This is a genomic window from Mesorhizobium sp. 128a (assembly GCF_053848025.1).
Genome location: NZ_JBSPKY010000002.1, coordinates 36,457 through 62,723, shown reverse-complemented (window position 1 = coordinate 62,723; position 26,267 = coordinate 36,457). Strand labels below are relative to the sequence as shown.

Annotated in this window: 26 protein-coding genes and 1 pseudogene; 16 read left to right on the top strand and 11 right to left on the bottom strand. The window is 63.5% G+C overall.

Annotated elements, in window-relative coordinates; genetic code table 11:
* Nucleotides 1-127: 127 nt before the first annotated feature.
* Both ACWTU9_RS03895 and ACWTU9_RS03890 read right to left on the bottom strand, forming a co-directional pair.
* Nucleotides 128-427 carry a hypothetical protein gene (locus ACWTU9_RS03895; protein WP_455857177.1) on the bottom strand — a complete coding sequence of 100 codons (300 nt, stop codon included), beginning with the start codon at nt 425-427 and terminating at the stop codon, nt 128-130.
* Nucleotides 405-677 (bottom strand): DUF4242 domain-containing protein, encoded by a 273-nt coding sequence (locus ACWTU9_RS03890; protein WP_455857176.1) that lies wholly within the window; start codon nt 675-677, stop codon nt 405-407. The genes ACWTU9_RS03895 and ACWTU9_RS03890 overlap by 23 nt, the downstream gene beginning before the upstream one ends.
* A 207-nt stretch (nt 678-884) precedes the next feature.
* On the opposite strand from ACWTU9_RS03890, the gene ACWTU9_RS03885 reads away from it, so the two are divergent.
* Nucleotides 885-3,509, top strand: a complete 2,625-nt coding sequence (locus tag ACWTU9_RS03885) for a helix-turn-helix transcriptional regulator (protein WP_455857175.1) — start codon at nt 885-887, stop codon at nt 3,507-3,509.
* A gap of 84 nt (nt 3,510-3,593) precedes the next feature.
* On the opposite strand, the gene ACWTU9_RS03880 is transcribed toward ACWTU9_RS03885, so the two are convergent.
* Entirely contained in the window at nt 3,594-4,166 is a 573-nt protein-coding gene (locus tag ACWTU9_RS03880) for a TetR/AcrR family transcriptional regulator (RefSeq protein ID WP_455857174.1), read from the bottom strand.
* Nucleotides 4,167-4,405: 239 nt separating this feature from the next.
* On the opposite strand from ACWTU9_RS03880, the pseudogene ACWTU9_RS03875 reads away from it, so the two are divergent.
* Nucleotides 4,406-5,367 (top strand): annotated as a pseudogene (locus ACWTU9_RS03875) (alpha/beta fold hydrolase).
* Between the two features lie 68 nt (nt 5,368-5,435).
* Here ACWTU9_RS03875 and secA read toward each other — a convergent pair.
* Entirely contained in the window at nt 5,436-8,168 is a 2,733-nt protein-coding gene (secA, locus tag ACWTU9_RS03870) for a preprotein translocase subunit SecA (protein ID WP_455857173.1), read from the bottom strand.
* Nucleotides 8,169-8,411: 243 nt separating this feature from the next.
* On the opposite strand from secA, the gene ACWTU9_RS03865 reads away from it, so the two are divergent.
* Complete coding sequence (locus tag ACWTU9_RS03865) at nt 8,412-9,329, top strand: peptidylprolyl isomerase (protein ID WP_454573273.1); 918 nt, start codon at nt 8,412-8,414, stop codon at nt 9,327-9,329.
* A 72-nt stretch (nt 9,330-9,401) separates the two neighbouring features.
* Here ACWTU9_RS03865 and ACWTU9_RS03860 read toward each other — a convergent pair whose 3' ends face one another.
* The 3 genes from ACWTU9_RS03860 to ACWTU9_RS03850 all read right to left on the bottom strand — a co-directional run bounded on the left by ACWTU9_RS03860 (nt 9,402) and on the right by ACWTU9_RS03850 (nt 12,343).
* Nucleotides 9,402-10,346, bottom strand: coding sequence for a glycosyltransferase (locus ACWTU9_RS03860; protein ID WP_455857172.1), 945 nt, complete (start codon nt 10,344-10,346; stop codon nt 9,402-9,404).
* A gap of 26 nt (nt 10,347-10,372) precedes the next feature.
* Nucleotides 10,373-10,957, bottom strand: coding sequence for a TetR/AcrR family transcriptional regulator (locus tag ACWTU9_RS03855; protein WP_454586160.1), 585 nt, complete (start codon nt 10,955-10,957; stop codon nt 10,373-10,375).
* A 156-nt stretch (nt 10,958-11,113) separates the two neighbouring features.
* Nucleotides 11,114-12,343: a caspase family protein gene (locus ACWTU9_RS03850; RefSeq protein ID WP_455857171.1), complete on the bottom strand. Its 1,230-nt coding sequence runs from the start codon at nt 12,341-12,343 to the stop codon at nt 11,114-11,116.
* Between the two features lie 168 nt (nt 12,344-12,511).
* On the opposite strand from ACWTU9_RS03850, the gene argJ reads away from it, so the two are divergent.
* The 5 genes from argJ to ACWTU9_RS03825 all read left to right on the top strand — a co-directional run bounded on the left by argJ (nt 12,512) and on the right by ACWTU9_RS03825 (nt 15,668).
* The gene (gene argJ, locus ACWTU9_RS03845) at nt 12,512-13,753 is read left to right on the top strand and encodes a bifunctional glutamate N-acetyltransferase/amino-acid acetyltransferase ArgJ (protein WP_455857170.1); all 1,242 of its coding nucleotides are present in this window, start codon (nt 12,512-12,514) and stop codon (nt 13,751-13,753) included.
* A gap of 29 nt (nt 13,754-13,782) precedes the next feature.
* Nucleotides 13,783-14,532, top strand: a complete 750-nt coding sequence (locus ACWTU9_RS03840; protein ID WP_455857538.1) for a GNAT family N-acetyltransferase — start codon at nt 13,783-13,785, stop codon at nt 14,530-14,532.
* On the top strand, nt 14,529-14,948 hold the full coding sequence (gene mutT, locus ACWTU9_RS03835) for an 8-oxo-dGTP diphosphatase MutT (RefSeq protein WP_454573279.1): 420 nt from the start codon (nt 14,529-14,531) through the stop codon (nt 14,946-14,948). Before ACWTU9_RS03840 ends, mutT begins: the two co-directional genes overlap by 4 nt.
* 95 nt (nt 14,949-15,043) lie before the next feature.
* Complete coding sequence (locus ACWTU9_RS03830; protein WP_455857169.1) at nt 15,044-15,358, top strand: hypothetical protein; 315 nt, start codon at nt 15,044-15,046, stop codon at nt 15,356-15,358.
* A 127-nt stretch (nt 15,359-15,485) separates the two neighbouring features.
* Entirely contained in the window at nt 15,486-15,668 is a 183-nt protein-coding gene (locus tag ACWTU9_RS03825) for a Flp family type IVb pilin (protein WP_142866391.1), read from the top strand.
* 12 nt (nt 15,669-15,680) lie between these two features.
* On the opposite strand, the gene ACWTU9_RS03820 is transcribed toward ACWTU9_RS03825, so the two are convergent.
* Complete coding sequence (locus ACWTU9_RS03820) at nt 15,681-16,553, bottom strand: class I SAM-dependent methyltransferase (RefSeq protein ID WP_455857168.1); 873 nt, start codon at nt 16,551-16,553, stop codon at nt 15,681-15,683.
* Nucleotides 16,554-16,609: 56 nt separating this feature from the next.
* Between ACWTU9_RS03820 and ACWTU9_RS03815 the strand changes: the two genes are divergently transcribed.
* The 5 genes from ACWTU9_RS03815 (at nt 16,610) to ACWTU9_RS03795 (ending at nt 19,623) form a co-directional block, all read left to right on the top strand.
* The gene (locus tag ACWTU9_RS03815) at nt 16,610-17,395 is read left to right on the top strand and encodes a ComF family protein (RefSeq protein WP_455857537.1); all 786 of its coding nucleotides are present in this window, start codon (nt 16,610-16,612) and stop codon (nt 17,393-17,395) included.
* Nucleotides 17,396-17,423: 28 nt separating this feature from the next.
* A complete protein-coding gene (grxC, locus tag ACWTU9_RS03810) occupies nt 17,424-17,705 on the top strand; it encodes a glutaredoxin 3 (protein WP_454586157.1) in 282 nt (93 codons plus the stop codon).
* A gap of 84 nt (nt 17,706-17,789) precedes the next feature.
* On the top strand, nt 17,790-18,656 hold the full coding sequence (locus ACWTU9_RS03805; RefSeq protein WP_455857167.1) for a carbon-nitrogen hydrolase family protein: 867 nt from the start codon (nt 17,790-17,792) through the stop codon (nt 18,654-18,656).
* Nucleotides 18,653-19,078: a DUF1178 family protein gene (locus ACWTU9_RS03800; protein WP_455857166.1), complete on the top strand. Its 426-nt coding sequence runs from the start codon at nt 18,653-18,655 to the stop codon at nt 19,076-19,078. The genes ACWTU9_RS03805 and ACWTU9_RS03800 overlap by 4 nt, the downstream gene beginning before the upstream one ends.
* Before the next feature lie 14 nt (nt 19,079-19,092).
* Nucleotides 19,093-19,623, top strand: coding sequence for a hypothetical protein (locus ACWTU9_RS03795; RefSeq protein ID WP_455857165.1), 531 nt, complete (start codon nt 19,093-19,095; stop codon nt 19,621-19,623).
* A gap of 135 nt (nt 19,624-19,758) precedes the next feature.
* Here the strand turns inward: ACWTU9_RS03795 and ACWTU9_RS03790 are convergent, their stop codons facing one another.
* Nucleotides 19,759-20,244: a MarR family winged helix-turn-helix transcriptional regulator gene (locus ACWTU9_RS03790; protein WP_455857164.1), complete on the bottom strand. Its 486-nt coding sequence runs from the start codon at nt 20,242-20,244 to the stop codon at nt 19,759-19,761.
* Between the two features lie 117 nt (nt 20,245-20,361).
* On the opposite strand from ACWTU9_RS03790, the gene ACWTU9_RS03785 reads away from it, so the two are divergent.
* Nucleotides 20,362-21,252 carry a DMT family transporter gene (locus ACWTU9_RS03785; protein ID WP_455857163.1) on the top strand — a complete coding sequence of 297 codons (891 nt, stop codon included), beginning with the start codon at nt 20,362-20,364 and terminating at the stop codon, nt 21,250-21,252.
* Nucleotides 21,253-21,320: 68 nt separating this feature from the next.
* On the opposite strand, the gene ubiG is transcribed toward ACWTU9_RS03785, so the two are convergent.
* Complete coding sequence (ubiG, locus tag ACWTU9_RS03780) at nt 21,321-22,070, bottom strand: bifunctional 2-polyprenyl-6-hydroxyphenol methylase/3-demethylubiquinol 3-O-methyltransferase UbiG (protein ID WP_455857162.1); 750 nt, start codon at nt 22,068-22,070, stop codon at nt 21,321-21,323.
* A 257-nt stretch (nt 22,071-22,327) separates the two neighbouring features.
* Here ubiG and ACWTU9_RS03775 point away from each other — a divergent pair, with 257 nt between their 5' ends.
* Nucleotides 22,328-22,897 (top strand): putative glycolipid-binding domain-containing protein, encoded by a 570-nt coding sequence (locus ACWTU9_RS03775; protein ID WP_455857161.1) that lies wholly within the window; start codon nt 22,328-22,330, stop codon nt 22,895-22,897.
* A 15-nt stretch (nt 22,898-22,912) separates the two neighbouring features.
* Here ACWTU9_RS03775 and ACWTU9_RS03770 read toward each other — a convergent pair whose 3' ends face one another.
* Nucleotides 22,913-24,745, bottom strand: coding sequence for a CHASE3 domain-containing protein (locus ACWTU9_RS03770; protein WP_455857160.1), 1,833 nt, complete (start codon nt 24,743-24,745; stop codon nt 22,913-22,915).
* Between the two features lie 245 nt (nt 24,746-24,990).
* Here ACWTU9_RS03770 and ACWTU9_RS03765 point away from each other — a divergent pair, with 245 nt between their 5' ends.
* Nucleotides 24,991-26,244: an aspartate kinase gene (locus ACWTU9_RS03765; protein ID WP_023685777.1), complete on the top strand. Its 1,254-nt coding sequence runs from the start codon at nt 24,991-24,993 to the stop codon at nt 26,242-26,244.
* Nucleotides 26,245-26,267 lie beyond the last annotated feature (23 nt).

Here is a 26,267-nt window from a genome sequence, read left to right as displayed (position 1 = left end):
ATCGGGCCTGCCGAAACGCCAGCGGCGTTGGGTTGGCGGGACGGTTTTGTTCGTCCCGGTTCATGTGATGGCTATGCGGCGACCGGTTGCCGAACTTCTGGCTGTCGCCGCTAAAAATCGAGCAGAATCAACGATCCCAAAAGTAGTATTGCCAATATTCCTGCGGCACTTCCCGCTCCGCCAGCCCGATGTCGCGCCTCAGATAGTCGCCTTCCGGGGGCAGGCGCCGCCTTTCGGACAGATGCGCAGGCAGCTTCGTCGCGAACCGCCATAGACGGCCGAGCAGGGAATGGCCGGTCTTTCCCAGGACAGGCTCGGCTCCACAGACCGGCAGGCCGTCAGGCAGTTCGCCATGGCTGCGAAGGGCAGTTTGATTCTCATCATTGTAGCGACCGAGCCTGTGATCAGAGGTAAAAGTAAGGGTCAAGAACCCGCACCTCCGTGATCCTGTCGACCGGCAGCGAGTTTTTCTGGGCGGTGCTGCGGATCGCTTCGGGCGAGGGCGCTTCGTAAATGCAGAAGCTGCGCTTCTTGTCGGGTGTGACGAAAGACTGGATCCAGGTGACGCCCTTTTCGGCATTGCGCATGACGACGCCACCCACCGCGGTGGCGCCGATGTCGGTCATCGGTATGTTGAGGCCGTCCGGAAATGTCCGTTCAATCAGATAGCGAGGCATGGAAGGCTTCCTTTTCCATTGATTCACGCTCGATCGGAGCGCAGCTGGACGTTGACCACGCCGTGCCGGCCCGCGCATCGGAACGATTCCCCATATTTGGCGGGACGATTCCCTATGTTGGCGTCGTTCTTTGTGGAGAGAGTCACGGCAATGTGTGCAAAGTCACATTGCGCCGCTCTCTTCCCGGGCTATCGAGAGCGGCCCGCCATGGTGGGAAAACTCCGATCATACGAGACGATGATGATGATGCTTCTGGAACGGCAGACGCAGCTGCAGCAACTGGAGAGCCTGCTTGGCGATGCAATAGGCGGCCATGGCCGCGTTGCGGTGCTGGCGGGGGAGGCGGGGGCCGGCAAGACGGCGCTTGTCGAGGCGTTCGCGGCCCGTGTCGGGCAGAGCGCGGCGACGTTGCGCAGCGCTTGCGAGGATTTGTCGATTCCCGATCCGCTGGGGCCTCTCTACGATCTGGCCCGTGAGGCGCAATGGGCGCTGCCGCGCGCCATCGACACCCGGCATGGACAGAGATTGCCGCTGTTTTCCGATGCGCTCGACGCCTTCGCGGCGAAAGGACCGAGCCTGCTGGTGATCGAGGACCTGCATTGGGCCGACGATGCGACTCTCGATTTCGTGCGCTTCCTCGGCCGGCGTATCGCCAACACCCAGATCCTGCTCCTGGTGACCGCGCGCACCGACCGCAGCGAGGCGCAGGTCAGGGTCCGCCGCGCGCTGGGCGAAATCCCTGCAGGCAGCGTGGCGCGCATCGACGTGCCGCTGCTCAGCGAGGCGGCCGTGCTGTCGCTGGCCGATGCAGCCGGCCGCGACGGCGACGCCATCTACCGGGCGACCGCCGGCAATGCCTTCTTCGTCACCGAACTGCTGTCAGCCGAAAATGAATCGGCGTTGCCGGCAAGCGTGCGCGACGCCGTACTGGCGCGGGCAGAGCGGCTGTCGCCGGGGGCTCGCGCAATGCTCGACGCGGTGTCGGTGTTTCCGCGCCGGGCCGACGCCTGGGCCCTGCAGGGCCTGTGTGGCGTGGCCAGCGCCGGCCAGCTTGCCGAGTGCGTCGCCAACGGACTGCTCGACGATCTGGGCGACAGCTACGCCTTCCGCCACGACATTGCGCGGCGCGCCATCGAAATGATGCTGACAACCTCGCACAGACGGCAGTTCAACCAGCGCGCTTTGGCTGCGCTGCTCGAAAATGGCGACGTTTCCACCGGCCGCCTGGTCCATCATGCGGTCGAGGCGAACAATCTGGAGGCAGTGCGTGCACTCGCACCGATTGCCGCCCGCGAGGCCTCGCGTGTCGGCGCCCATCGCGACGCCGCCGGATACTATGAGGTCGCGCTACGGCATGTGGACTGCCAGTGGGCGGAAGACTGCGCGTCGCTCAACGAGAGTTATGCGTTCGAGTGCCATCTTATCGGGCGGATCGACGAGGCGATTCAGGCGCAGACCCATGCGCGCAATCTGCATCAGGCGAACGGAAACAGGGCGAAGGAAGGCGACAGCCTGCGGTGGCTGTCGCGCCTTGCTTATCTCGCAGGCGACCGAGGCGCCGCCGACAGATTTGGCGAAGATGCGGTCGCGCTGTTGGAAACCGTGCCTGCCGGCCCTGAATTGGCTATGGCCTATTCCAATCTGTCGCAACTGGCGATGCTGGCCGAGAGGCCGGACAAGGCGCTGAAGCTTGGCGAGAAGGCCGTCAGCCTGGCCGAGCGCATGAACAGGCCCGACATCGTCTGCCATGCGCTCAACAACGTCGGCGCCGCCGGGCAATGGCTGAATTTTGCCAAGGGGCGTGCGGATCTCGCCCGCAGCCTGGAAATCGCGCTGGAGCAGAACCTTCAGGAGCATGCGGCGCGCGCCTTCACCAACAGCGCCTGCACCGAGATGAACCAGCTCGGCTTCAGCCAGGCGCAGGCCTTTCTTGAACGCGGCATCGATTACTGCGTCGACAATGATCTCGTGACCTGGCGCGACTATATGCGCGGCGTAAAGGCGCAGCTGTTGCTGCGCCAAGGCCATTGGGAAGACGCTGCCAGCGAGGCGCTTGACGTGCTTTCCAGCGGCCAGACTGCGATGCTGGTTCGCTATCCCGCCGTGGTGGCGCTGGCGAAATTGCGGATGCGGCGTGGCGATCCGTCAGCCGAGCCGCTATTTGCCGAAATGATGCTGTTCCTGGAAAAAGGCACGGAGCTGCAGCGGCTGATGCCTCATGCGGCTCTCATGGCTGAGCAGGCATGGCTTGGCCAGGGCGACAGGGACGCGGCCTTGCTGCTGATCGATCGTGCCGAAGCCATGGCGCCGACAAGGGCGGTTTTCGCCGAGCTGGCCGCATGGCGGCGAATGCTGGCTCCAGACCAGGATCCGGGCGACATATCAGGCATGGCCGAGCCCTACCGCCTGCTGCTGGCCGGCGACTGGCAGGCGGCCGCGGCACTCTGGGACGAATTGCATGCGCCGTACGAACGCGCGCTTGTGCTCACCCAGGGCGACGAGGAGGCGCAGCGCACGGCGCTGGAGATTTTCGAGAGGCTCGGAGCCAGGCCGGTCGCCCAGCATGTGCGTGAAACGATGCGTCGCAACGGCGTCAACAACATTGCCCGTGGCCCACGCCGCTCGACGCGCGCCAACCTGGCCGGCCTCACCTTGCGCCAGATGCAAGTGCTGCAGCTGATCGAACGCGGCCTCTCCAACAAGCGGATCGCCGAGCAATTGACGATTTCGCCCAAAACGGTCGATCACCATGTCTCGGCCGTGCTGGGCAAGCTGGACGCGGTGTCGCGCGGTGAAGCGACGGCGGCAGCGCGCGATTCAGGGTTGTTGTGAGAAGCTTGTTCCAAAGTTTCGACTGAGAGATCAGCGATCCTTCGCGCCCCCCGACCTAGTCTAGTCGAGCGCGGCCGCAGGCAATCACGGCATGAGGCCGGTGGCGCGATACGCCCTGATCGTTCGATCATAGATGCCGATGTCCTGGCAACCGCGCGCCACGAGCTGTGCTCCCTCGATGGCGGCGAAGATCGCCATCGCGTGGTCGCGCAAATCATGCTCGCTCGCCGCAGGGTTTGCCTGCGCCAGAACCTGGGTGATCCAGCCGACATTCGTCTCGGCAAACTTGTCGACCTCGGTTCGCACCTCCGTGGGAAGGTCGGCGAGTTCCGCGCTCATCATCCCGCACAGGCACATGCGATTGTCATTGGCCAACGCCGAGCGAAAGATTTCCGTATATCTGTCCATGCGCCAGGTCGCGTCGCTGGAATTTGCAAGCAGCTCCGACAGATAGTTGGCCCCATCCTCGGTATAGCGACGCGCCAACGCGGCCCCCAGGTCGCCTTTGGTGGGGAAGTGATAGTGCACGCTGGCGCTCTTGATCCCGACCTCTTTGGCAAGCTCGCGAAAGCTGAGGGCGTTGTAGCCATGCGCCTGCACTGTCGCTTTTGCGGCCGCCATAACCGCCTCGCGCATGTCAGTTTTCGTTTTAGCCATCTTCATCCTCTGTCTACCACTCGATAGATAGTTGTTGACGCAGCGAAAGGAAAGGCCTAACTGCTGTGTCGTTATCTACCTATCGATAGACAGCTAAAGGGCCTTTCATGACAATCCTTGATCGCCCCGGCTTCTGATTCCACTCCGAACTTTTCTGCCAACCACCGGGCAGACCGGTTCTTCTCCCGACCATTCACCAATCCCGCCGCCGCAAGCGGCTTCTTTTCACGGAGTTCACCATGTCCACGATCTCGACACCTGACAGCGCTTTCCGGCGCAACCTCTTGAAAGGCGTCGCCGCTGGCGTCGGCCTTGCCGCTGCCAGCGCCGGTGCTGCCGGTGCAAAACCCTGGTGCCTGCAAATGCCGGCGAGCCGACAGCGAACCATCTCACCACCAAGGACGGCACCAGCCTCTACTACAAGGATTGGGGCACGGGACCGGCCGTCGTCTTCAGCCACGGCTATCCACTCTCCTCCGATGCATGGGAGGACCAGATGTTCTTCCTGCTGCAGAACGGCTATCGGGTCATCGCCCATGACCGTCGTGGCTTCGGACGGTCAAGCCAGCCGGCGAACGGTTACGATTACGACACGTTCGCCGACGATCTGGCACAACTGGTCAATGCGCTCGACCTCCGCGAGGCGACATTCATTGGTCATTCGATGGGCGGCGGCGAAGTCGCCCGTTATGTCGGACGCCATGGCCAGGGCCGCGTCGCCAAGGCCGCCTTTGTCTCCGCGGTGACGCCATTCCTGCTCAAGACCGAGACCAATCCGACGGGGGCCCCCAAGGAGGTGTTCGACGGTTTTCGCGCGGCTGTGCAGGCTGACCGTTCGCAATGGAATATCGACGTCACCATGCCGTACTACAGCTTCAACCGGCCGGGCGCGAAGATCTCCGAGGGCTTGCGGCAAAACTACTGGCGGCAGGGACAGGCAACCGGGCTGCTCGCCGCCTATCACGCACTTGGTGCCTTCTCGGAAACCGATTTCCGCGAGGACCTCAAGAAGATCACTGTCCCCGCGCTTGTGGTGCACGGCAGCGACGATCAGATCGTCCCGCTGGAGATCTCCGGGAACCTGACCGCCAAGCTCATGCCGCAGGCCAAGCTCGTGGTTTACGAGGGTGGGTCCCACGGCTTGCTTCACGTCGATAAGGACCGGCTGAATGCCGATCTGCTGACGTTCCTTCGCAGCTGACGCCGCCTGCCTTCAAAAATCGGGGCCGGCCCATAACCGGCCCCGACACCCTAGTCTAGCGGTCGAAATCAGGCAAACGCGCCGTGGCAGTGCTTGTATTTCTTGCCGGAGCCGCAGGGGCAGGCCTCGTTGCGGCCGACCTTGCCCCAGGTTGCCTGGTTGTTCGGGTCGCGGTCTTCGGGAGCGACGATGGCGTTGCTCTCCTGGCGGACCAGAAGCGCCGTTTCGCCGCCCTGGAAGTCGTCCTCGCCAGTGGTGCCGTCGATGTGGCTGCCGAACATGTCCGGCGCTTCCGGAGGCGGGGCTTCGGCGGCCTGGCGGACCAGTTCGACGCGCATCAATTGCGCGGTGACGGCCTGGCGCAGATTGCCGAGCAGCGCCTGGAACAGCTCGAACGCCTCGCTCTTGTATTCCTGCAGCGGATCGCGCTGGGCGTAGCCGCGGAAACCGACGACCGAACGCAGATGGTCGAGGTTGACAATGTGCTCGCGCCACAGATGGTCGAGCGTCTGCAGCACCACCGAACGTTCGACATAGCTCATCACGTCGGGCCCGAAACGCTCGGCGCGCTCCTTGGCGGCGGCGTCGGCGGCCTCGGTCAGGCGCTCGCGGATATCATCCTCGGCAATGCCTTCTTCCTTGACCCAGTCCTCGACCGGCAGATCGAGATTGAGGAACTCGGCGACTTCGGCCTTGAGGCCGGCGACGTTCCACTGCTCGGCATAGGCGTTTTCGGGGATGTTCTTGGTGACGATCTCCTCGATGACGCCTTCGCGCATCTCGGCGATCGTTTCGGACAGGCCTTCGCCGTCCATCAATTCGATGCGCTGCTCGAACACCACCTTGCGTTGGTCGTTCGAGACGTCGTCGTATTTCAACAGGTTCTTGCGGATGTCGAAGTTGCGCGCCTCGACCTTCTTCTGCGCCTTTTCCAGCGCTTTGTTGATCCACGGATGGATGATCGCCTCGTCTTCCTTGAGGCCGAGCTTCTGCAGCATGCCGTCCATGCGCTCGGACCCGAAGATGCGCATCAGATCGTCCTGCAGCGACAGGAAGAATTTCGAACGGCCAGGGTCGCCCTGGCGGCCTGAGCGGCCGCGGAGCTGGTTGTCGATGCGGCGCGATTCATGGCGCTCGGTGGCGAGCACGTAGAGGCCACCAGCGGCTAGCGCCTTTTCCTTCAGGCGCTCGACATCGGCATTGATTTCCTTTTCGCGCGCCTCGCGCTCGGGGCCCGCAGGCATGTCGCCCAGTTCTTCCTCGATGCGCATCTCGGCGTTGCCGCCGAGCTTGATGTCGGTGCCGCGTCCGGCCATGTTGGTGGCGATGGTGATGGCGCCGGGCTTGCCGGCCTGGGCAACGATGGCCGCCTCGCGCTCGTGGTGGCGGGCGTTCAGCACCTCGAAATCCTTGAACCCTTCCTTGCGCAGGCGCTCGGCCAGCTGCTCGGATTTTTCAATGGATGTGGTGCCGACCAGCGTCGGCTGGCCTTTGGCGCGCGCTTCCTTGATCTCCTTGACGATCGCCTTGTACTTCTCCTCGACCGTCCGGTAGACCTCGTCGTCCTCATCCTTGCGGATGACAGGCAGATTGGTCGGAATCTCGGTGACCTCGAGGCCGTAAATGTTGCCGAACTCCTCGGCCTCGGTCAGCGCCGTACCGGTCATGCCGGACAGCTTCTTGTAAAGGCGGAAATAGTTCTGGAAGGTGACCGAGGCCAGCGTCTGGTTTTCCGGCTGGATCGCCACATGCTCCTTGGCTTCGAGCGCCTGGTGCAGGCCTTCCGAATAGCGGCGTCCCGGCATCATGCGGCCGGTGAACTCGTCGATGATGACGATCTCGCCATTGCGGACGATGTAGTCCTTGTCCTTCTGGAACAGCCGGTGCGCCTTCAGCGCGTTGTTGACGTGGTGAACGATGGCGACGTTTTCGACGTCATAGAGCGACTCGCCCTTGAGCAGACCGGCCGCGCGCAGCAGGTTTTCCAGCTTCTCGGTGCCTTCCTCGGTGAAGATCGAGGTCTTCTGCTTCTCGTCGATCTCGTAGTCGGCCGGGCCGAGCTGCAGCATGAAGGCGTCGATGGTGTTGTACATTTCCGAACGGTCCTCGAGCGGACCGGAAATGATCAGTGGCGTGCGCGCCTCGTCGACAAGGATGGAATCGACCTCGTCGACGATCGCGTAATTGTGGCCGCGCTGCACCATCTGGGCGCGCTCGTACTTCATGTTGTCGCGCAGATAGTCGAAGCCGAGCTCGTTGTTGGTAGCGTAGGTGACATCGGCGGCGTAAGCGACGCGGCGCTCCTCGTCGGACAGACCGTGGACGATGACGCCGACCGAGAGGCCGAGGAATTTGTAGACGCGGCCCATCCATTCGGAGTCGCGCGTGGCGAGGTAGTCGTTGACGGTGACGACATGGACGCCCTTGCCGGCCAGCGCGTTGAGATAGACCGGAAGGGTGGCGACCAGGGTCTTGCCTTCGCCGGTGCGCATTTCGGCGATGCCGCCATTATGCAGCACCATGCCGCCGATCAGCTGCACGTCGAACGGGCGCATGCCGAGCACGCGGCGGGACGCTTCGCGGGCGGTGGCGAACGCCGGGACCAGCAGATCATCGAGGGTGGCGCCGTTGGCGAAGTCCTGGCGGAATTTCTCCGTGCGCGCCTGAAGGTCGGCGTCGGACAATGCCCGCATCTCGTTTTCCATGGCATTGATCGCCTCGACGCGAGGCCGGGTCGATTTGACGCGACGATCGTTGGAGGAACCGAAAACCTTACGGGCGAGACCGCCGAGACTGACCATCCAATGGTCCTTTCGATAGAATTCTCAATCTTGAGATGAGCGCCGGCCGGCCCCATCAATTCCGCGTGAAACGCAGACAAACGCAAAAAGCGCCCGGAAAACGGTTCTGGACGCAAAGTCGTTGGACAGATAAGAGGGGGCTCAACTGATGTCAACGCCGCGTTAGCCCCATGGGCAGCGCCAAATTCCGCCACAATCCGGCTGATCTGCAAGCCCGACCAATCCCCCTTGGAGTTAATCTTGATGTCCTTACTGTTTCGCCGTGCGTCGCTCGCCAGCCTTGGCCTGGTCTTCGGCCTGTCGGCTCTTTCGCTGTCGCCTGTCATGGCGCAGGAAGCCGCTCCCGCCCCGGCCGATGCTGCCGCGCCGGCCGCCGCACCCGTCGATCCCAACGCGGTCGTCGCCACCGTCAATGGCGAGAAGCTGACCGAGGCGGACCTTGGGCTTGCGGAGGGTGAGCTGTCGCAGCAGTTCGCGCAGTTGCCGCCCGAGCAGCGCCGCGCCGCCGCCCTCTCGGCGGCCATCGAAATCCGCGTCATGGCCGCCCAAGCGGTCGCTACCGGGCTCGACAAGGATCCTGAATTCCAGCGCCGCATGGCGTTCCTGCAGCAGCGCGCGCTGCATGGTGAGATGGTCGAGAAGGGCGTCGTCAACAAGGTCACCGACGCCGAGGTGCGCGCCCGCTACGACCAGGAAATCGCCAGCACGCCGCCGGTCAATGAGGTTCATGCCCGTCACATCCTCGTGAAAACGAAGGAAGAGGCCGAGGCGATCATCAAGCAGCTCGACGGAGGCGCCGATTTCCAGAAGCTCGCCAACGAGCACACCAGCGATCCCTCCGGAAAGACCAATGGCGGCGATCTCGGCTGGTTCGGACCTGGCCAGATGGTGCCCGAGTTCGACAAGGCGGCATTCGCGCTCGACGTCGGCAAATACACCAAGGAGCCGGTGCAGTCGCAGTTCGGCTGGCACGTCATCAAGCTCGAGGACAAGCGGGTCAAGCAGCCGCCGGCCTTCGACGACGTCAAGGACCAGGCCAAGCAGGCGGTCATCCGCGACAAGTACTTCGCGTTGGTCAAGCAGCTGCGCGGCGCCGCCAAGGTCGAAATCCCCGACGCCAATCTGAAGAAGGCTGTCGACACGATGGAAGCCGGCAAGTAGGCCAGCATCGAAAAGCCATGCAAAAGGGCGCCGTTTGGCGCCCTTTTCGTTTCGAGCCTTGGCTGGCGGAAGTCAGCGATAGTGGGTGGAAGCCTTGAACGCCGCCGGATCGCCTGCGGCAAGGGCACCGATGAATTCGGGGATGCGCACCAGGAGCATCATCGCCCAGAACAGCGGCCAGTCCGTCCAGCGGCAAAACGCCGTGCCGACGGCCTGCGCCGTCTGCTGGTTTTCCTTGAAGGACGTTCTCACCGCCCGGCAGGCGAGGCCCAACCTCGAACATCGGCCCTTCGACAGCAAATCCATGCGCGCGAATTGGTAGCCCTTGTTGCGCCTGACATCCCAGATGAAGCCCAGCCCCTCATAGGCATGGATCGAGACCGCCTCGGTGGCCACCTCCATCGCCACGCCATCCTTCAACATCTCATGCTGCCGCAGATGCGAGGAGACGAAAGGTCCGTGGTCGGCTTCGAAGCGGTGGCGTTCGAGAACCGACCGCCGGTACAGAGCGCCATTGTTGCTGACATGGATGATCTGGCCGTTGCGGTTGCGGCGTTCGATGAAGCCGCGGTCGAGCAGGGACATCACCCGCATCATCATGGTGTCTTGGTCATAAATGGTACGACCGGAAACCGCATCGATCTTCGGGTTCCTCTCGAAAGCTTCGTAGAGGATCGCCAGCCATCCGGGCCGCGTCAGGCAGTCGGCCTCGACGACAGCGACGAGGTCATGGCTGCAATAGGCCAGCGCGGCGTCTTTCAGTTGCGAGGACTCGTCGCTGTCATGCGTCGCGACGATCACCGAAGGGCAGGAAAAGGCCGGTTTGCCGGACAGTTCGGCTTCGATCGACGATGCGTGGCCATGCGGCAGCATGATGATGATTTCACCGGGCACGCCACGCGCATCCTGCGCATAGGCGCGCACTGCCCGACGCAGTTCGTCATCGCCATCGGGCGTCAGATAGTCGGAAACGATGACCAGGCTGACGGGCAGAATTGGTAACGCGTTTTCGGTCAAGTCGCCCCCCGGCGATAAGTCAGCGATTAGCGAGAGATGCCAGATATCACATAGCGGACGGTGGTACGGATTGTAACCTCGTCTTCGTCGAGACGGTTGGTCAAAAGGTGTTTCCAGGCATAGGAAGCCATGAGGTCGGCGACCAGCGCTGCATCGATATCGGCCGCAACCTCGCCTCGCGCCTTGGCGCGCTCGATGATCCGGGCGGTGTGGGACCGACGCCCATCGGCATAGCCAGTCAGGGCCATGGCCGCCGCTTCATCGGACTGCGCTTCGGCGATCAGCGAGCGGAACACGCTGCCCGAAGATGTATCGCGCCAGTGCGAGAAGAGGTTTTGAAGGAAACCGACGATATCGTCTTCGAGATTACCGGTATCGGGCACGGAGACGCGCTTTTGCCGCTTGTAGACCTCCAGCAGCAAGGCCGCCTTGCTCGGCCACCAACGATAGATCGTGGGTTTGCCGGCGCGTGCACGCCGCGCGACGGCTTCGATGGAAAAGCCGGCATAGCCGGCCTCGACCAGCACTGCCTCCGCAGCCTCGAGAATGGCCTCGGCGCTGTCTGGGTTGCGCCGCGCCCCTATCGATCTGCGCGCCGGATCCTCGCCCATGTCTGTCCTCGCCAACAATTCGCCGGCAATATAGGTGAGACGGCAGTCAAACGAAACGGCCCGTTTCAAGCGATAGGGTGGAAGTCGGGAATCGCGGCGCAGCAGATACGCTTTGGGGCAGGAGGGCGCATGCCCGAGGCTCGCCCTCGACAGCGATCAGTTCATCGCTTGCGAGGTTTCCGACGCGATCCGCCATTGGCCGCCGCTCTTCACCAGCCCAAGCGTGACTCGAGCCTTGCCGGTCATGCGTGCCGCCGATTTGTCTTTAGACACATAGTCATAGCTCATCGCGAACGCGGCTTCGGCGCGGTCCTCGCCCTGCGGTGTCACTTCGAGGCTGCCGGGCTCGAGACCGAACGACCAGGATGCAAATTGCGCGAACCAGTCAGTCTTGAGCTTGACGACGGCGTCGCTGTCATAGCGCGTGCCGAAGATGGTGGCGGAAGGAGCATAGAGCCGCTTGACGGTTTCGCCGATCGCTGCTGCATCGGGCGCCAGATAGTCGTCGCGCAGGAATTTCTCGATCGCGGTCTTGTCGTCGCCGACGGATCGTTCGAGTGCCGCGACCTTTGTCTCTGGCGCCGGGGCGACGGCAGGCTTCGGCTGCGCCACCGTTTCGCCGCCAGGCACGAACTCGAACCGCTCGAGCAGCGAACCCTGTTCCCAAGGGCGCTGTCCCTCGCGAGTTTCGGAGACTACGTCGCGGCGCACCGCGATCATCATGTCGTTGATGCTCTGGCCGGGTTGGGCCATGTGCCGCAGCAGGGCGGCGGCAAACGGCGAATTGCGTCCTGTTCCGTCCATGGCAACAGCACCTGGGGCCGTCGAGAAGGCGATGAAGGAGCCGCGCGTCGAATCGAACTGCGCCAGGCCGGCAAGCGCCGTCGCCGAGCGCGTCGTGGCGGTGCGACTCAGGCTGCGGGCAAAGGGATTGTTGCGGCAGGCATCGAGGAACACCAGGCTGACCTTGGTATGCTGCTCCATGATGTCGAGGACTTCGTCGATCGGCACGGCTTCGAGCTGCAGCTTCACCGGCATGTCCAGCCGGGCGTCGACCGGCACGATATAGTTGCGCCCTTCGACCTGCAGGCCGTGGCCGGCGTAGTAGAAAAGCCCGACGCCCGCACCTTCCAGCGCATCGGAAAATTCGCCGATCTTGCGCTCGAGCTCGCGCTTGCCGAGGTCGTTGCCCTCGATGACGTCGAAGCCGATCGAGCGCAGCTTGCCGGCGATGTCTGTTGCATCGTTGACCGGATTGGCGAGCGTGCCGGCTTCGGCATAGGTGCCGTTGCCGATGACCAGCGCCACGCGCCGTTCCGGCTGCGCATCGGCGCTCAGGAGCAAAAGCCCCATAAACGCCACTGCCAAGATAACCAGCCTGCCCATGGCCGATATCATAACGCCAGAGGCCGCGGTGACGCCAACGGATTTGAAATGCAAGCTTAATCCAAGGTGGCTTGCCGACGCCGACAAGGCGAGAAAACGCCCTTGCGCCGGGCCTTGGTATCGGGCAAACCGGCCTTCCCCAGCGTTTTCCGTCGCCCGAGGTCCCCCATGTCCGCAACGATTTCGCCGCTCGCGCCGAAGAAATATCCCAAAATGCCTGCCATTGAGGGCGTACGCATCGCCACTGCCGAGGCCGGGATCAAATACAAGAACCGCACCGATCTCCTGGCCATGGTCTTCGATGACGGCACAGCTGTCGCCGGCGTGTTCACGAAATCGAAATGCCCCTCGGCGCCGGTCGATTTCTGCCGGCAGAACCTCGGCGCCGGCAAGGCGCGGGTGCTGGTCGTCAACTCCGGCAATGCCAACGCCTTTACCGGCAAGAAGGGCCGCGCCTCCACCCAATTGACCGGAGAGGCGGCGGCCAAGGCTGCCGGCTGCACGCCAGGCGAAGTGTTCCTCGCCTCCACCGGCGTCATCGGCGAGCCGCTCGACACCACCAAATTCAGCCATTTGCTGGCCGGACTGGTCAAGGACGGCAAGCCAGACCTTTGGACCGAAGCGGCCAAGGCCATCATGACCACCGACACCTATCCGAAAGTGGCGACCGCGACGGTCAAGCTCGGCGACGCCGACGTCATCATCAACGGCATTTCCAAGGGCGCCGGCATGATCGCGCCCGACATGGCGACGATGCTGTCCTTCATCGCCACCGACGCGCCGATCGCCGCCCCCGTGTTGCAGGATTTGTTGTCGCGCGGCACGACCAAGACCTTCAATGCGGTCACCGTCGACAGCGACACCTCGACCAGCGACACGCTGCTGTTGTTCGCCACCGGTGCTGCCGCCAAGCGCGGTGCGCCCGCCATCAGCGATCCCAAGGACGCGCGCCTCGGCGCCTTCCGCCGCGCACTTGGCAAGGTGCTGAAATCGCTGGCGCTGCAAGTGGTGCGCGACGGCGAGGGCGCCCGCAAGCAGGTCGAAGTCACCGTCACCGGCGCGAAATCGGCGCGCTCGGCCAAGCGCATCGCGCTGTCGATCGCCAATTCGCCGCTGGTCAAGACGGCGGTTGCCGGCGAGGACGCCAACTGGGGCCGCGTCGTCATGGCCGTCGGCAAGGCCGGCGAGCCGGCCGACCGCGACCGCCTGTCGATCTGGTTTGGCGACAACCGGTTGGCGCATGAAGGCGAACGCGACCCCGGCTACTCCGAGGAAGCGACCTCGGCCTATATGAAGCGCGACGACATCCGCATCCGCGCCGATATCGGTATCGGCCGCGGCAAGGCGACGGTGTGGACCTGCGATCTCACCAAGGAATATGTCGCCATCAATGGCGACTACCGGAGCTGATGAAATTGGCTTCCAGGCATCCGGCAAGCATGCTCGCCATCGTGCGCCGCTACGAGGCGGCGGGTTTTCGCGCCTGGCCAGCTGCGGCCGTCCATTATGACGGCACCTGGGTGGTGCGGCTGACGGCAGGTCATCCGGCCAAGCGGCTGAACTCGGTCAACCCGCTCGATCCCGGCGACACCCAGCACATTGCCGAGCGCATCGGCCGCGCCAGCCGGCGCTTCGACGCCTATGGCAGGCCGCTGACCTTCCGCATCTCGCCGCTGTCGGGGCCGGACCTGGCCAGGCATCTCGACAATGAGGGCTGGAGCACATTCGACGAATCGCTGGTGATGCGGCTGCCGCTGGCGGACGCGCAGCTGGCGCCGGCCATGGACCAGATTCCGCTGAAGGATATCAGCCGCTTTCTTGGTGCCTCGCTCAAGGTCAGCGGCTCGGATGCATCGCTACGGCCAGGTCTTTCGGAAATCATCGGCGCGATTCAACCCGAGGTCGGACTGTTTGCGCTCGAGGAGGGGGCCGACCCGCTGGCGGTGCTAATCTGCGTTCATGACGGCGATCTTGCCGGCTTGTTCGAGATCGCTACCGACAAGTCGGCGCGCAACAAGGGCCATGGCCGCAACCTGATCCTGTCGGCGCTGAAATGGGCCAGGCTGCGCGGGGCGCGGGAAGCCTGGCTGCAGGTCGAGGCCGGCAATGCGCCGGCGCTGGCGCTCTATCGCTCGCTGGGATTCGAGGAAGTCTATCGCTACCACTATCGACGGCCGCCGGGCGCATGAGCCAGATTCTCACCGGCAAACGCCTGCTCCTGGTCGCCGCCTGCGCGCTGGTCGATACCGATGGCCGCGTGCTTTTGGCGCAGCGGCCGGAGGGCAAGCAACTTGCCGGCCTGTGGGAGTTTCCGGGCGGCAAGGTCGAGCCTGGCGAGACGCCGGAAGAATGCCTGATCCGCGAGTTGCAGGAAGAGATCGGCATCGAGACCGACATACCCTGCCTGGCGCCGCTCACCTTCGCCAGCCATTCCTATGATGATTTCCATCTCTTGATGCCACTCTTCGTCTGTCGCCGCTTTCGCGGTATCGCGCAGCCGAAAGAGGGGCAGGCGTTGAAATGGGTGCGGCCAAAGCAGATGCGCGACTACCCGATGCCGCCGGCCGACGCACCGCTGATCCAGTTCCTCATCGACCTGCTGTGATCTCAGCCGTTTCGCCGCCTGATGTAGCCAGCGTTAATGGAAGATTTATCTCGTCGTGAAAAATTGCGGCAAAGCGGATTCGCCGGAGCGATTGCATGAGCCTCGACAGGGAATGGGACTCGATCCGGCCGGATCGCAGCTTTCGAGCCGCCAATGCCGGCATCAGCGTATTGCGCATCACGCTGTTGTTCGGCTCGGCCGCGGTGGCGCTGGCCCTGATTGCGGTCCCCGTCCTCGATAAACAGACGCGATTGTCCAGCCGCGATGCTCTTGCAAGCGGCCTGGACACGATGAGCACCGGCTCGGTCGGCTCGCGCGCCACCTATACGCTGCGCAGGAGCGTGCTGCAGCCGTCACCCAGTTCGGTCTGCATCATCCGCGCCGACGGCCGGCGCAGCGGCGACTGCTGACGAAGAAGGTCAACAAAAGCTTATTGATTTCCTTAACGCAGGCCCCGTTTCACCGCCTGTTAAGCTTGTGCCGTTAACCTTTCTTAACAGGTCGGCGGTATGGTCGTGACAAGAGGGATCGATGATCATGAAGACATTGTTGCAGCGATTTTTGGAAGACGAGACTGGCGCCACGGCCATTGAGTATGGCCTGATCGTCGCCGTGCTGTCGCTTGCCATCGTCGGCGGCGTCGGCAAGGTCAGCAATGCGATCCAGTTTCTGTTCAGCGACACCAACAGCAAGCTTGCCAACGCCTTCGCCGAGCACTGATCCGGAGCGGCGTCACCGCCCGCCGGGATTTTCCAGTATCGTCTTCAGCGAGACCTTCGCCGAGCCCGGTTTCAAGGGTTTTTGCTGCGAGGCATCGGGCGCCCAGCCCGACATCCAGACGACAGAGAAACTTGCCCTGATCCGGCCATCGGCGTCCGAAAAACGTTCGGCATAGATTTCGGCGGCACGGGCAAACAGCTTTCGCGCACCCGGCCGCCGGCTGCGATCGGTCAGCGCGCTGGTTTCGCCCATCGCCCTGAGATCGGCGATGAGGTCGAAAAGAGTATCGTAGCGCACGGTCACCGTTTCGACGTCGGCCACCGGCAGCGCAAGGCCGGCGCGCTGCAGCAGCGCGCCGGCGTCGCGGACATCGGTGAAGGGGATGACACGCGGGCTGGCGCCGCCATAAAGCTCGGTCTCGGCGGCGAGCAGGCTTTCGCGCAGTTCGGAAAGCGTGCCGGCGCCGGCGAAGGCACCAAGGAAAAGCCCGTCGGGCCGCAGGGAGCGGCGGATCTGCACCAGCATGCCTGGAATGTCGTTCATCGCCTGCAGTGACAGCAGCGAGACGGCGAGATCCAGGCTTTCCGGCGGAAACGGCACGGTCTCCGGCGGTGCGACCAGCCCTGGCCGGTCGGCCAGAAACGCCGCGTCAGCCTCGACGCGCACGATCTCCGCTGCCTTGCCGCTTGCGGCAACAACGTCCGTTGCGTCCTGCGTCTGGCAAAACAGCACGGCGGCCTTGCCGAATTTTCGTTCGACCGCGCCGAGCCGGTCCGCAAGATCTTCCGCTGCCCGTCGCATCAGAAAATCGGCGCCGGCCACGGGATGGCCCAATGCCCGGCGCTTGTGTGCCAGCCAGAGCTCTGTATCGATGATGGGCTGCAAGGCAAACATCCCTGTTTGTCCGCCTTGTGATAAAAGTGGCGCGGACGACAAACCACGTGGCCGATCCGGTGATGGAGATCAAGAGCCTCGCTCAAACGATGTTGGACTGGCCGGCGCGGGTGCTGTTCCCGCCGGTCTGCGCCGGCTGCCGCAGGCATGTCTCTCAGCCCGGCGTTTTATGCGGCGCCTGCTGGCCCAAGCTCCGGCTCCTGGAGCGGCCATGGTGCGCGGTGATGGGCACGCCATTCACCCACGACATGGGCGAGGGGTTCCTGTCGGCCGAAGCGATCGCCGATCCGCCGCCTTTCGAGCGGGCACGGGCGGCGGTGGCCTATTCGGGCGTCGCCCGCCAGATGGTGCAAGGGCTGAAATACCAGGATCGCACCGATCTCGCGCCATGGATGGCGCGCTGGATGCTGCGCTCCGGCGCTGAACTGATCGCGGACGCCGATGTCGTCGTGCCGGTGCCGCTGCACTGGCGGCGCTTTTTCAGGCGGCAGTTCAATCAGTCGGCGGAACTGGCAAGGGCGGTCGCGCAGCTCAGCGGGGTGCCTTTCTCGCCCTCGGCGATCCGGCGCGTCAAGCTCACACGCCAGCAGGTCGGGCTGGAGCGGCAGGAGCGCGAGGATAATGTGCGTGCGGCCTTCCGTGTGCCCACCGAAGCGGAAATCGAGATCGTCGGCCGCCGCGTGCTTCTGGTCGACGATGTCTACACCACCGGCGCCACCGTGCGCTCGGTCGCCAAGGCACTGAAAAAGGGCGGCGCAGCAGCGGTTGACGTCCTGACCTTCGCGCGTGTCCTGCCGGGGGACTTTCGGGCCGACGAGTCCGCGACTATATAAGATCAGGGAAAGACAGGATTGCAGACTGATGCTCGATGTGACGATTTACACCCGCATGATGTGCGGCTATTGCGCGGCGGCCAGGCGGCTGCTCGACCGCAAGGGCGTCGCCTACACCGAGCATGACGCTTCCTTTTCGCCGGAATTGCGCCAGGAAATGATTTCGCGGGCGCATGGGCGAACCACCTTTCCACAGATTTTCATCGGCGACACGCATGTCGGCGGTTCCGACGAACTCCACGAACTGGAGGCGCGGGGGCAGCTGGACAGGCTGCTTGCCGACGGCTCGACGACGCAGACCGGTTCGTAGAACCGCTCTTTTCTTTGTTTTACGCAATTCCGGACGGAAATCCGCTACACGCTTTTCCTGGAATTGCTCAAAGGGGACATGACCATGGGTGTTTTCAAGGCGGCGGCGATCCAGATGCGTTCGGGCGAAAGCCCCGAGCGCAACGCGGTCGATCTGGAGCGGCTGGTGCGTGAGGCGGCAAGCCTCGGCGCAACCTACATCCAGACCCCGGAAATGACCGGTGCGCTGATCCGTGACAAGGAAGCCAGGGCTGCCTCGTTCACCTCGGAAGAAAAGGACATCGTGGTTTCGACCGCGCGCAAGCTCGCCAGCGAACTCGGCGTCTTCCTGCATATCGGCTCGACCGCCATCCTGCGCGCCGACGGCAAGCTCGCCAACCGGGCGCTGCTGTTTGGACCGGACGGCGCCACGCTTGCCACCTACGACAAGATCCACATGTTCGATGTCGATCTCGACAATGGCGAGAGCTGGCGCGAATCCGCCGCCTATGAGCCGGGCACCGAGGCCGTCGTCACAGAGATCGATGGCGCCAGGCTGGGCTTTGCCGTCTGCTACGACCTGCGCTTTCCGCAACTGTTCCGCGCCGAAGCGCTGGCCGGTGCCGATCTTTTGTCGGTGCCCGCCGCCTTCACTCGCCAGACCGGCGAGGCGCACTGGCATGTGCTGCTGCGGGCGCGCGCCATCGAAAACGGCGCCTATGTCGTCGCCGCGGCCCAGGGTGGCCTGCATGAGGACGGGCGCGAGACCTATGGCCATTCGCTGATCGTCGATCCATGGGGCCGCATCATCGCTGAGGCGGCGCATGCCGAGCCTGGCGTGATCGTCGCCGAGATCGACACCGCACAGTCGTCGGCCGCGCGCAAGAAAATCCCCAACCTCAAGAACGCGCGCGACTTTGCCATCAATGCCGGCACGGCCGAGGCGCCACGGCTCAGGGGCGCCGCCTCGTGATCCGTTTCTCGCTCATTTGCGAACACGAGCACGAATTCGAGGGCTGGTTCCGCAGCAATGACGATTTCGACACGCAGAAGAAGCGTGGCTTTGTCGATTGCCCAGCGTGCGGTTCGCACAAGGTGCAAAAGGCGCTGATGGCGCCGGCTGTCTCCACGGCGCGCAAGCAGGAAACAATCGCGCTGGCCATGGGCGAAGCGCAGAAGCAGGCGCTGGCGCAGCTGAAGGCGATGGCCGACAAGGTGCGCGAGAATGCCGACTATGTCGGCGACAAATTCGCCGAGGAAGCACGCAAGATCCACTTCGGTGAAACCGATGCGCGCGGCATCTATGGCGAGGCGACGCTGGACGAAGCCAAAGGCCTGGCCGAGGATGGCGTGGAGTTTATGCCGATCCCGAGTTTTCCGGAGGACCGCAACTGAGTTCCAAGGGAGTTTTGCGCGACCTGGAAACGATTGAGCGGCAACGCGGAATAAATGGTGTTATCAGCCGGTTGGCCCGCTGGGCCATCGTCAGGTTCAACACCAGTCGAACGATCGACGGTGTAGTGATCATTGGCGACAAAGGTGTCGACAAGATCGTCGAAGCGCTCGGCCTTATCAAGAATTTCGATCCCATCCGCTACACGCACCTGCGCCGCGATGTCGGGCAGATTCTCGTCACAACCTTGCCGGCATCGGTCGCTCAATGGGGAGAGTCTTTAAAGGCTTGCGAACTGGACGAACGCTATCTTACCCGCGAGGGGACGACACCCGCACACATTGCGTCGACAATTGTCCATGAAGCCACGCATGCGCGGTTGATGCGATGCGGCATCGGCTATGAAGAGACATTGCGGGATCGGGTCGAGCGGGTTGCCTGCGCCGAGAGATCGCTTTCGCAGCTAGGTTGCCGGCAGGAAAAGATCGGCTTGAAGACGTTGAGGCGACACTTGCCGCCATGCCCGATCTCTCCGACAGGGCAATAAGCGAACGCGACCTGGAGGGGTTGCGAGACGCCCTTCTCTACCTCAACATGCCCAGGTGGATGATCAGTCTCGCAATATCTTATCAGCGGCGGAAAGACCGACGCCGTTTGGCGCGGCAGCGAGCGAGCTGAAGGTCTAGACGCTGCCTCCGATCAGCTTTCCAAGCAACTGAGCCAGCGTCTCCCGTTCGGCGCCAGTCAGGCCGGCGAGGATTTCATGCTCGTTGGCGACGTGGGCGGTCAGGGCCTCATCGATCAAGGCCAGACCGTTTTCCGTGAGCTGCACCACAATGCCGCGCCGGTCGTTGGGGTGCGGGCCGCGCAGGATCAGTTCGGCCTTTTCCAGCCGGTCGAGCCGGTTGGTCATGGCGCCCGATGTCACCATCGTCGCCTCGTAGAGCGCGGTCGGCGTCAGCGCGTGCGGCGATCCCGATCGCCGCAGTGTCGCCAGAACGTCGAATTCTCCGGCTTGCAACCCGAAGCGGGCGAACAGCGGCGCCAGGCGTTCGCGGGCGATCAGCGACGAGGCCTCGTTCAATCGCCCAAGCACCAACATCGGCGAAACATCCAGGTCCGGCCGTTCCCGCTTCCACTGCTCGACCGCCTTAGCCGCGCGATCCATTTGTCTCACCGTTAAATATCTTGACGTTAAGAATCATTGCGTTATCTTATCGGAAAATACAGGGCTCGCCGAATGCCGCAAGTGCCAATTTCTCAAGTGAGTGGACGGGACCATCCGATGAAACTTCTCTGGGCATCGGCGCTCGGCCTCCTGGTGGTCACCGGCGGCCTGCTCGGCCTGACGCTGCCGTTCGGCAAGCTGGCGACGGCTGCCGGTGTTCCGGCCATGGTCTGGGCCTTCGTCATCTCGTTCGGCGCAGGCGGTGTCCTGTTGTGCGCGCTGCTCGCCAGCGGCCAGCGCATGCGGCTCACCCCGCACAGGCTGCGCTATTTCTTCATCACCGCGGCCGTGTCCTATGCCGCGCCAAATCTCTTGATGTTCTCGGCCATCCCGCATCTCGGCGCCGGCTACACCGGCATCATGTTCACGTTGTCGCCGGTCATCACGCTGGTGTTTTCGATCCTGCTGCGCGTCCGGCGGCCCAGCATGCTCGGCATTGTCGGCATCGCCGTCGGCTTCATCGGCGCGGTCATGGTGGCGGTGACGCGCGGCGAGGCCGGCCAGCCGGCTGATTTCTTGTGGGTGGTGGTTGGGCTGCTGATCCCGGTCAGCCTTGCCGCCGGCAACATCTACCGCACCGTGGACTGGCCTGAAGGCACCGGTCCGATCGAACTTGCCGTCGGCAGCCATCTGGCTTCGGCAACGCTGTTGCTGATCGGCATTCTCGTGCTGTTCGGCCTCAGTGCCTTCGCCCCGCTCGCCAGCGTGCCGCTGGTCGTCGTCGCGCAGGTCGCCTCAGCCTCGGCGATGTTTGCTTTCTTCTTCCGGCTGCAGGCGGTGGGCGGACCGGTCTATCTCAGCCAGATCGGCTATGTGGCGGCGGCCGTCGGCCTGTTTGCCGGCACGATCTTCCTCGGCGAGCGCTATCAGCTGCTGACCTGGGCCGGCGCGGTGATCATCACCATGGGTGTGATCATCACCACCAAGGCGCAAAGCCAGAAGGCGTGAGGGCCAGAAAGCGTGAGGGCCAGAAGGCGTAAGGGCCAGAAAGCGTGAGGGCCAGAAGGCGTAAGGGGTCAGACCGACCCCTTCTCGGCCAACACCATATAGTTGACGTCCATGTCCCTGGAACGCTGCCAGCGGTCGGCGAGCGGGTGGTAGATGACGCCGGTGCGGTCGATGACGGTCATGGCGGCGCTGCCGAGCGCCTTTTCCAGCTCTTCCGGCCGCACCAGCTTGCCGAACTGGTGGGTACCGCGCGGCAGCCAGCGCAGCACATATTCGGCGCCGATGATGGCGAGGCCGAGTGCCTTCAGCGTGCGGTTGATGGTGGCCACGAACATGATGCCGCCGGGCTTCACCATCTCGGCGCATTTGCCGATGAACAGGTCAATGTCGGCGACATGCTCGACCACTTCCATGTTGAGGATAACGTCGAATTTCTCGCCGGAGTCGGCAAGGTCTTCCGCCGTCGTTGCGCGGTAATCCACCGTCACGCCGCCTTCGGCCGCGTGCAGCTTGGCCACCTCGATGTTGGTTGCCGATGCGTCGGCGCCGACCACTTCGGCGCCAAGCCTGGCCATCGGCTCGCACAACAGCCCGCCGCCACAGCCTATGTCGAGGAAGCGCAGCCCTTCGAACGGCCGAGCCGCCCGCGGGTCACGGCCGAAACGCGCCGCCACCTGGTCCCTGATATAGGCCAGCCGGACCGGATTGAACTTGTGCAGCGGGCGGAATTTGCCGTTCGGGTTCCACCATTCGGCGGCAAGGGCTGAGAAGCGTTCGACTTCTCCGGCATCGATCGTCGATCGACGGGGCTCTGGCATGGGCGGGTCTCCTAGAGCTCTTTTATTCTGACGCAATTTCGGACGGAAAACCGGTTCCCACTTTTCCTGGAATTGCTAGGGAGCGCTAGGAAGTCGGGTGTGAGGCCGCGAATGTCAAGGCAACAATTTTCCGTGCTGACATCGCGGCACACTCTGTCAGGGGCATGTCAGCTGCCGAACGCCGCGATGAAACACGGTTGGCATGCCACGCGAAAGAGGAGCATCGTTTTTGAATTCGAATTCGACGGAGTGGATCCATGACATCAACGCCAGCGTCGATTCTCTGGCGTCGGCTGGATGTGGAGGGCCACGATTCCTGCCAGCTTTCGCAGATCACGGACGGCTACTGCCTTAGGGGGCAGGCCATTTTCGTCCAGGACGGCCAGCCATGCTGCCTTGCGTATCAGGTGACCTGCGATGCCGGCTGGCAGACAAAGTCGGCGCGGGTCGATGGCTTTCTTGGCCTGCGCGCGCTGCGCTATGAGATCGAGCGCGCGGCCGACGGCCAGTGGACTTTGAATGAGGAAATCCAGCCGGACGTCGCAGGCCTGGTCGACGTCGATCTCGGTTTCACGCCGGCATCGAACCTTCTGGCGATCCGCCGGTTCGACCTCGGCGTCGGTCAGGCAAGGCCCGCGCCGGCCGCCTATCTGACGTTTCCCGAATTCAGGCTGACGCGTCTTGAGCAGAGCTACCAGCGGCTCGATGAAGGCCGCTATGCCTATGCCGCGCCGATGTTCGGTTACGAGGATATCCTCGTCGTCTCGCCGGCCGGCTTTGTCGTCACTTATCCCGGCCTGTGGACAGCCACGGCTGCTTCGCCCTGAGCGTGTCCGGTACGGCTACTCCGCGTCCAGCACGTCGCGCAGTTTTGCTGCCAGTTGTTCGATGGTGAAGGGCTTGGCCAGGAAATGCACATCATGGTCGAGCACGCCATTGTGGACCACGGCGTTCTTGGTGAAGCCGGTGGTGAAGATCACCTTCAGCTGCGGCAGGCGCGCAAGCGCTTCCTCGGCGAGCTTGCGGCCGTTCATCACCGGCATGACGATGTCGGTGAACAGAAGTGCGACACCTGGATTATCCGCCAGTTTCTGCAGCGCTTCCTGGCCGCTGCCGGCATGGATGACGGTGTAGCCGAGTTCGCATAGCGCATCCGTGGTCGAAGCGCGCACGCGTGCGTCGTCCTCGACGACAAGGATCGTCTCGGTGACCGCGGCGGGATTGTCGCCTCGCCCGGTGGGCAAGACAGCCTCTTCCGCGCCGAAGAAACGCGGCAGATAGATCTTGATCGTCGTGCCTTCGCCGGGTTCGGAATAGATCTTGACGTGGCCGCCCGACTGCTTGACGAAGCCGAACACCTGGCTCAGCCCCAGGCCGGTGCCTTTGTTGACCGGCTTGGTGGTGAAGAACGGCTCGAACGCCTTGGCCATGACGTCAGCCGGCATGCCCTCGCCGGTGTCGCTGACCGCGATCATCACATACTGGCCGGCTTTGACGTCGGCATGGGTGGCGGCGTCGTCGAGATGGCTGTTGGCGGTCTCGATGGTCAGCTTGCCATTGTCGTCCATGGCATCGCGGGCGTTGACCGCCAGGTTGAGGATGGCGTTCTCGATCTGGCTCGGATCGGCATGGGTTTTCCACAGACCGCCGGCCAGCACGGTTTCGATGCGGATGGTTTCGCCGAGCGCGCGTCGCAACAGGCCCGACATTCCGGTAACCAGACGATTGGTGTCGACTACTTGCGGCGCCAAGGGCTGCTGGCGCGAGAAGGCAAGCAGCCGAGCTGTCAGATTGGCGGCCCGGGTCGCCGCGTCGGTCGCGGCTTCGATGAATTTCGCGATGTCGTGCTCGCCGCGCGCGAGCTTGCGCTGGGCGAGGTTCATGGCACTAATGATCACCGCCAGCATATTGTTGAAATCGTGGGCGATACCGCCGGTCAGCTGGCCGACCGCCTCCATCTTCTGCATCTGGCGGATCTGCGCTTCGGCTGTTTCGCGCGTCCTGATCTCGTTGCCGAGTTCGATGTTCTTGCGCATCAGCTCTTCCTGGGCGACGAGGACGTCGCGGAAGCGGCGGCGTGACAGCCGGATCGTGTAGGCGCCAAGCAGGAAGATCGCCAGCAAGGCCGCCAGCGATCCGATACGTAGCCAGCTTTCGACCCGGTCGGTATGTTCGTCGCGGGCAGCGACGGCCGCGCCGCCGATGCGCCGGATCGTGTCCATGCTGGCCCGGATCTGGTCCATCGCGGCCTTGCCCTGGCCGCTGCGCACCAGTTCCAGCGCTTTCGCCGCATCGCCGCGATCGTAAAGGGCAATCGTCTGTGCCAGTTCAGCCTGTTTCAGCGAAAGCGCGTCCTTGATGCGATTGACCTGCTGGACGAGTTCGTCGTCCGCCGAGGTCCTGCTGTCGATGCGGGCAAGCTGGCCCGGAATGGCCTCGACGGCCTGCCGATAGGACTGGAGGTAGGATTTCTCGCCGGTCAGGAGATAGCCGCGCTGGTTGGTCTCGGCATCCTGCGTGAGCGAAAGCAAGCCCGAAAGCGATTCCTGGTACTCGATTGCCTGGCGCGCCGCTTCGCGGTTGGCCCTCTGGCCCTCGACCAGCACGGCGCGCGTGCCGACGATCAACCCCAGCACGGCGAAGCCGATGAAAAGCGGCAGCGATTGCCATCGCATGGCACGTCGAAGACGAGCAATCATTTGATATGCCGGACCAAAAGGAGTTCCCCGCAGGCAGCATTTCGTAAGCGGCGGCGGGGCGGAACGCAATATGCCCCCGTCCTGAAGCCGGCAATCCGTGGCCAGCCTTGCGAAACCGTGATCATTTGGCTAAGGAGGCCGCGCATTCAGCGGCCGGCTTCTGCCGGACGTTTTTTCCCTTTCGGCCCCGGGCCGGCTTCAGTCAAAGGCATTTCGCTTCCATGGCGCGCATCGTGATGAAATTCGGCGGAACCTCCGTCGCCGACATCGCCCGCATCCGCAACGTGGCGCGTCACGTCAAACGCGAGGTCGATGCCGGCCATGAGGTGGCTGTCGTGGTCTCCGCTATGGCCGGCAAGACCAATGAACTGGTCGGCTGGACCCGCGAAGCCTCGCCGATGCATGACGCGCGCGAATACGACGCCGTCGTCGCCTCGGGCGAACAGGTCACCGCCGGCCTTCTGGCGATCACGCTGCAGAATATGGGCGTGCATGCCCGCTCCTGGCAGGGCTGGCAGATCCCGATCAAGACCGACAACGCGCATGGCGCGGCTCGCATCCTCGACATTGACGGCGCGTTTCTGATCAAGCGTTTCGGAGAGGGCCAGGTTGCAGTTGTCGCCGGCTTCCAGGGCATCGGGCCGGACAACCGCATCGCCACGCTCGGCCGTGGCGGCTCCGATACGAGTGCGGTGGCAATCGCCGCCGCGGTCAAGGCCGACCGCTGCGACATCTACACCGATGTCGACGGAGTTTACACCACCGATCCGCGCATCGAACCCAAGGCGCGGCGGCTCAACAAGATTTCGTTCGAGGAAATGCTCGAAATGGCCTCGCTCGGCGCCAAGGTGTTGCAGGTGCGGTCGGTCGAGCTTGCCATGGTGCACAGGGTGCGTACTTTCGTGCGGTCGTCCTTCGACGATCCCGATGCGCCCGGAATGGGGGATTTGCTCAATCCTCCGGGAACGCTCATTTGCGACGAGGAAGAGATCGTGGAACAGCAGGTCGTCACCGGAATTGCCTACGCCAAGGACGAAGCGCAGATTTCGCTGCGCCGCGTCGGCGATCGCCCGGGCGTTGCCGCCGGCATTTTCGGCCCGCTGGCCGAGGCCAACATCAATGTCGACATGATCGTCCAGAACATCTCCGAGGACGGCAAGTTCACCGACATGACCTTTACCGTGCCGTCCGGCGACGTCGACAAGGCGCTGGCCGTGCTCGAGCGCCTGAAGGCTTCGATCGGCTATGACGTGGTGCAGTCGGAAGCCGGCATGTCGAAGGTCTCGGTCATCGGCATCGGCATGCGCAGCCATGCCGGCGTGGCCGCCACGGCCTTCAAGGCGCTGGCCGACAAGGCCATCAACATCCGCGCCATCACCACCTCCGAGATCAAGATTTCGATACTGATCGACGGTCCCTACACCGAACTGGCGGTTCGCACTTTGCATTCCGTCTACGGTCTGGATAAGCAGTAGCGAGAACGATTTGAGTTGTTGCG

Coding starts and splice junctions, on each gene's coding strand:
- ACWTU9_RS03890 (WP_455857176.1), bottom strand. CDS start 677: ATGCCTCGCTATCTGATTGAACGGACATTTCCGGACGGCCTCAACATA.
- ACWTU9_RS03885 (WP_455857175.1), top strand. CDS start 885: ATGGTGGGAAAACTCCGATCATACGAGACGATGATGATGATGCTTCTG.
- ACWTU9_RS03880 (WP_455857174.1), bottom strand. CDS start 4,166: ATGGCTAAAACGAAAACTGACATGCGCGAGGCGGTTATGGCGGCCGCA.
- secA (WP_455857173.1), bottom strand. CDS start 8,168: ATGGTCAGTCTCGGCGGTCTCGCCCGTAAGGTTTTCGGTTCCTCCAAC.
- ACWTU9_RS03865 (WP_454573273.1), top strand. CDS start 8,412: ATGTCCTTACTGTTTCGCCGTGCGTCGCTCGCCAGCCTTGGCCTGGTC.
- ACWTU9_RS03855 (WP_454586160.1), bottom strand. CDS start 10,957: ATGGGCGAGGATCCGGCGCGCAGATCGATAGGGGCGCGGCGCAACCCA.
- ACWTU9_RS03850 (WP_455857171.1), bottom strand. CDS start 12,343: ATGGGCAGGCTGGTTATCTTGGCAGTGGCGTTTATGGGGCTTTTGCTC.
- argJ (WP_455857170.1), top strand. CDS start 12,512: ATGTCCGCAACGATTTCGCCGCTCGCGCCGAAGAAATATCCCAAAATG.
- ACWTU9_RS03840 (WP_455857538.1), top strand. CDS start 13,783: ATGCTCGCCATCGTGCGCCGCTACGAGGCGGCGGGTTTTCGCGCCTGG.
- mutT (WP_454573279.1), top strand. CDS start 14,529: ATGAGCCAGATTCTCACCGGCAAACGCCTGCTCCTGGTCGCCGCCTGC.
- ACWTU9_RS03830 (WP_455857169.1), top strand. CDS start 15,044: ATGAGCCTCGACAGGGAATGGGACTCGATCCGGCCGGATCGCAGCTTT.
- ACWTU9_RS03825 (WP_142866391.1), top strand. CDS start 15,486: ATGAAGACATTGTTGCAGCGATTTTTGGAAGACGAGACTGGCGCCACG.
- grxC (WP_454586157.1), top strand. CDS start 17,424: ATGCTCGATGTGACGATTTACACCCGCATGATGTGCGGCTATTGCGCG.
- ACWTU9_RS03805 (WP_455857167.1), top strand. CDS start 17,790: ATGGGTGTTTTCAAGGCGGCGGCGATCCAGATGCGTTCGGGCGAAAGC.
- ACWTU9_RS03790 (WP_455857164.1), bottom strand. CDS start 20,244: ATGGATCGCGCGGCTAAGGCGGTCGAGCAGTGGAAGCGGGAACGGCCG.
- ACWTU9_RS03785 (WP_455857163.1), top strand. CDS start 20,362: ATGAAACTTCTCTGGGCATCGGCGCTCGGCCTCCTGGTGGTCACCGGC.
- ubiG (WP_455857162.1), bottom strand. CDS start 22,070: ATGCCAGAGCCCCGTCGATCGACGATCGATGCCGGAGAAGTCGAACGC.
- ACWTU9_RS03775 (WP_455857161.1), top strand. CDS start 22,328: ATGACATCAACGCCAGCGTCGATTCTCTGGCGTCGGCTGGATGTGGAG.
- ACWTU9_RS03770 (WP_455857160.1), bottom strand. CDS start 24,745: ATGCGATGGCAATCGCTGCCGCTTTTCATCGGCTTCGCCGTGCTGGGG.
- ACWTU9_RS03765 (WP_023685777.1), top strand. CDS start 24,991: ATGGCGCGCATCGTGATGAAATTCGGCGGAACCTCCGTCGCCGACATC.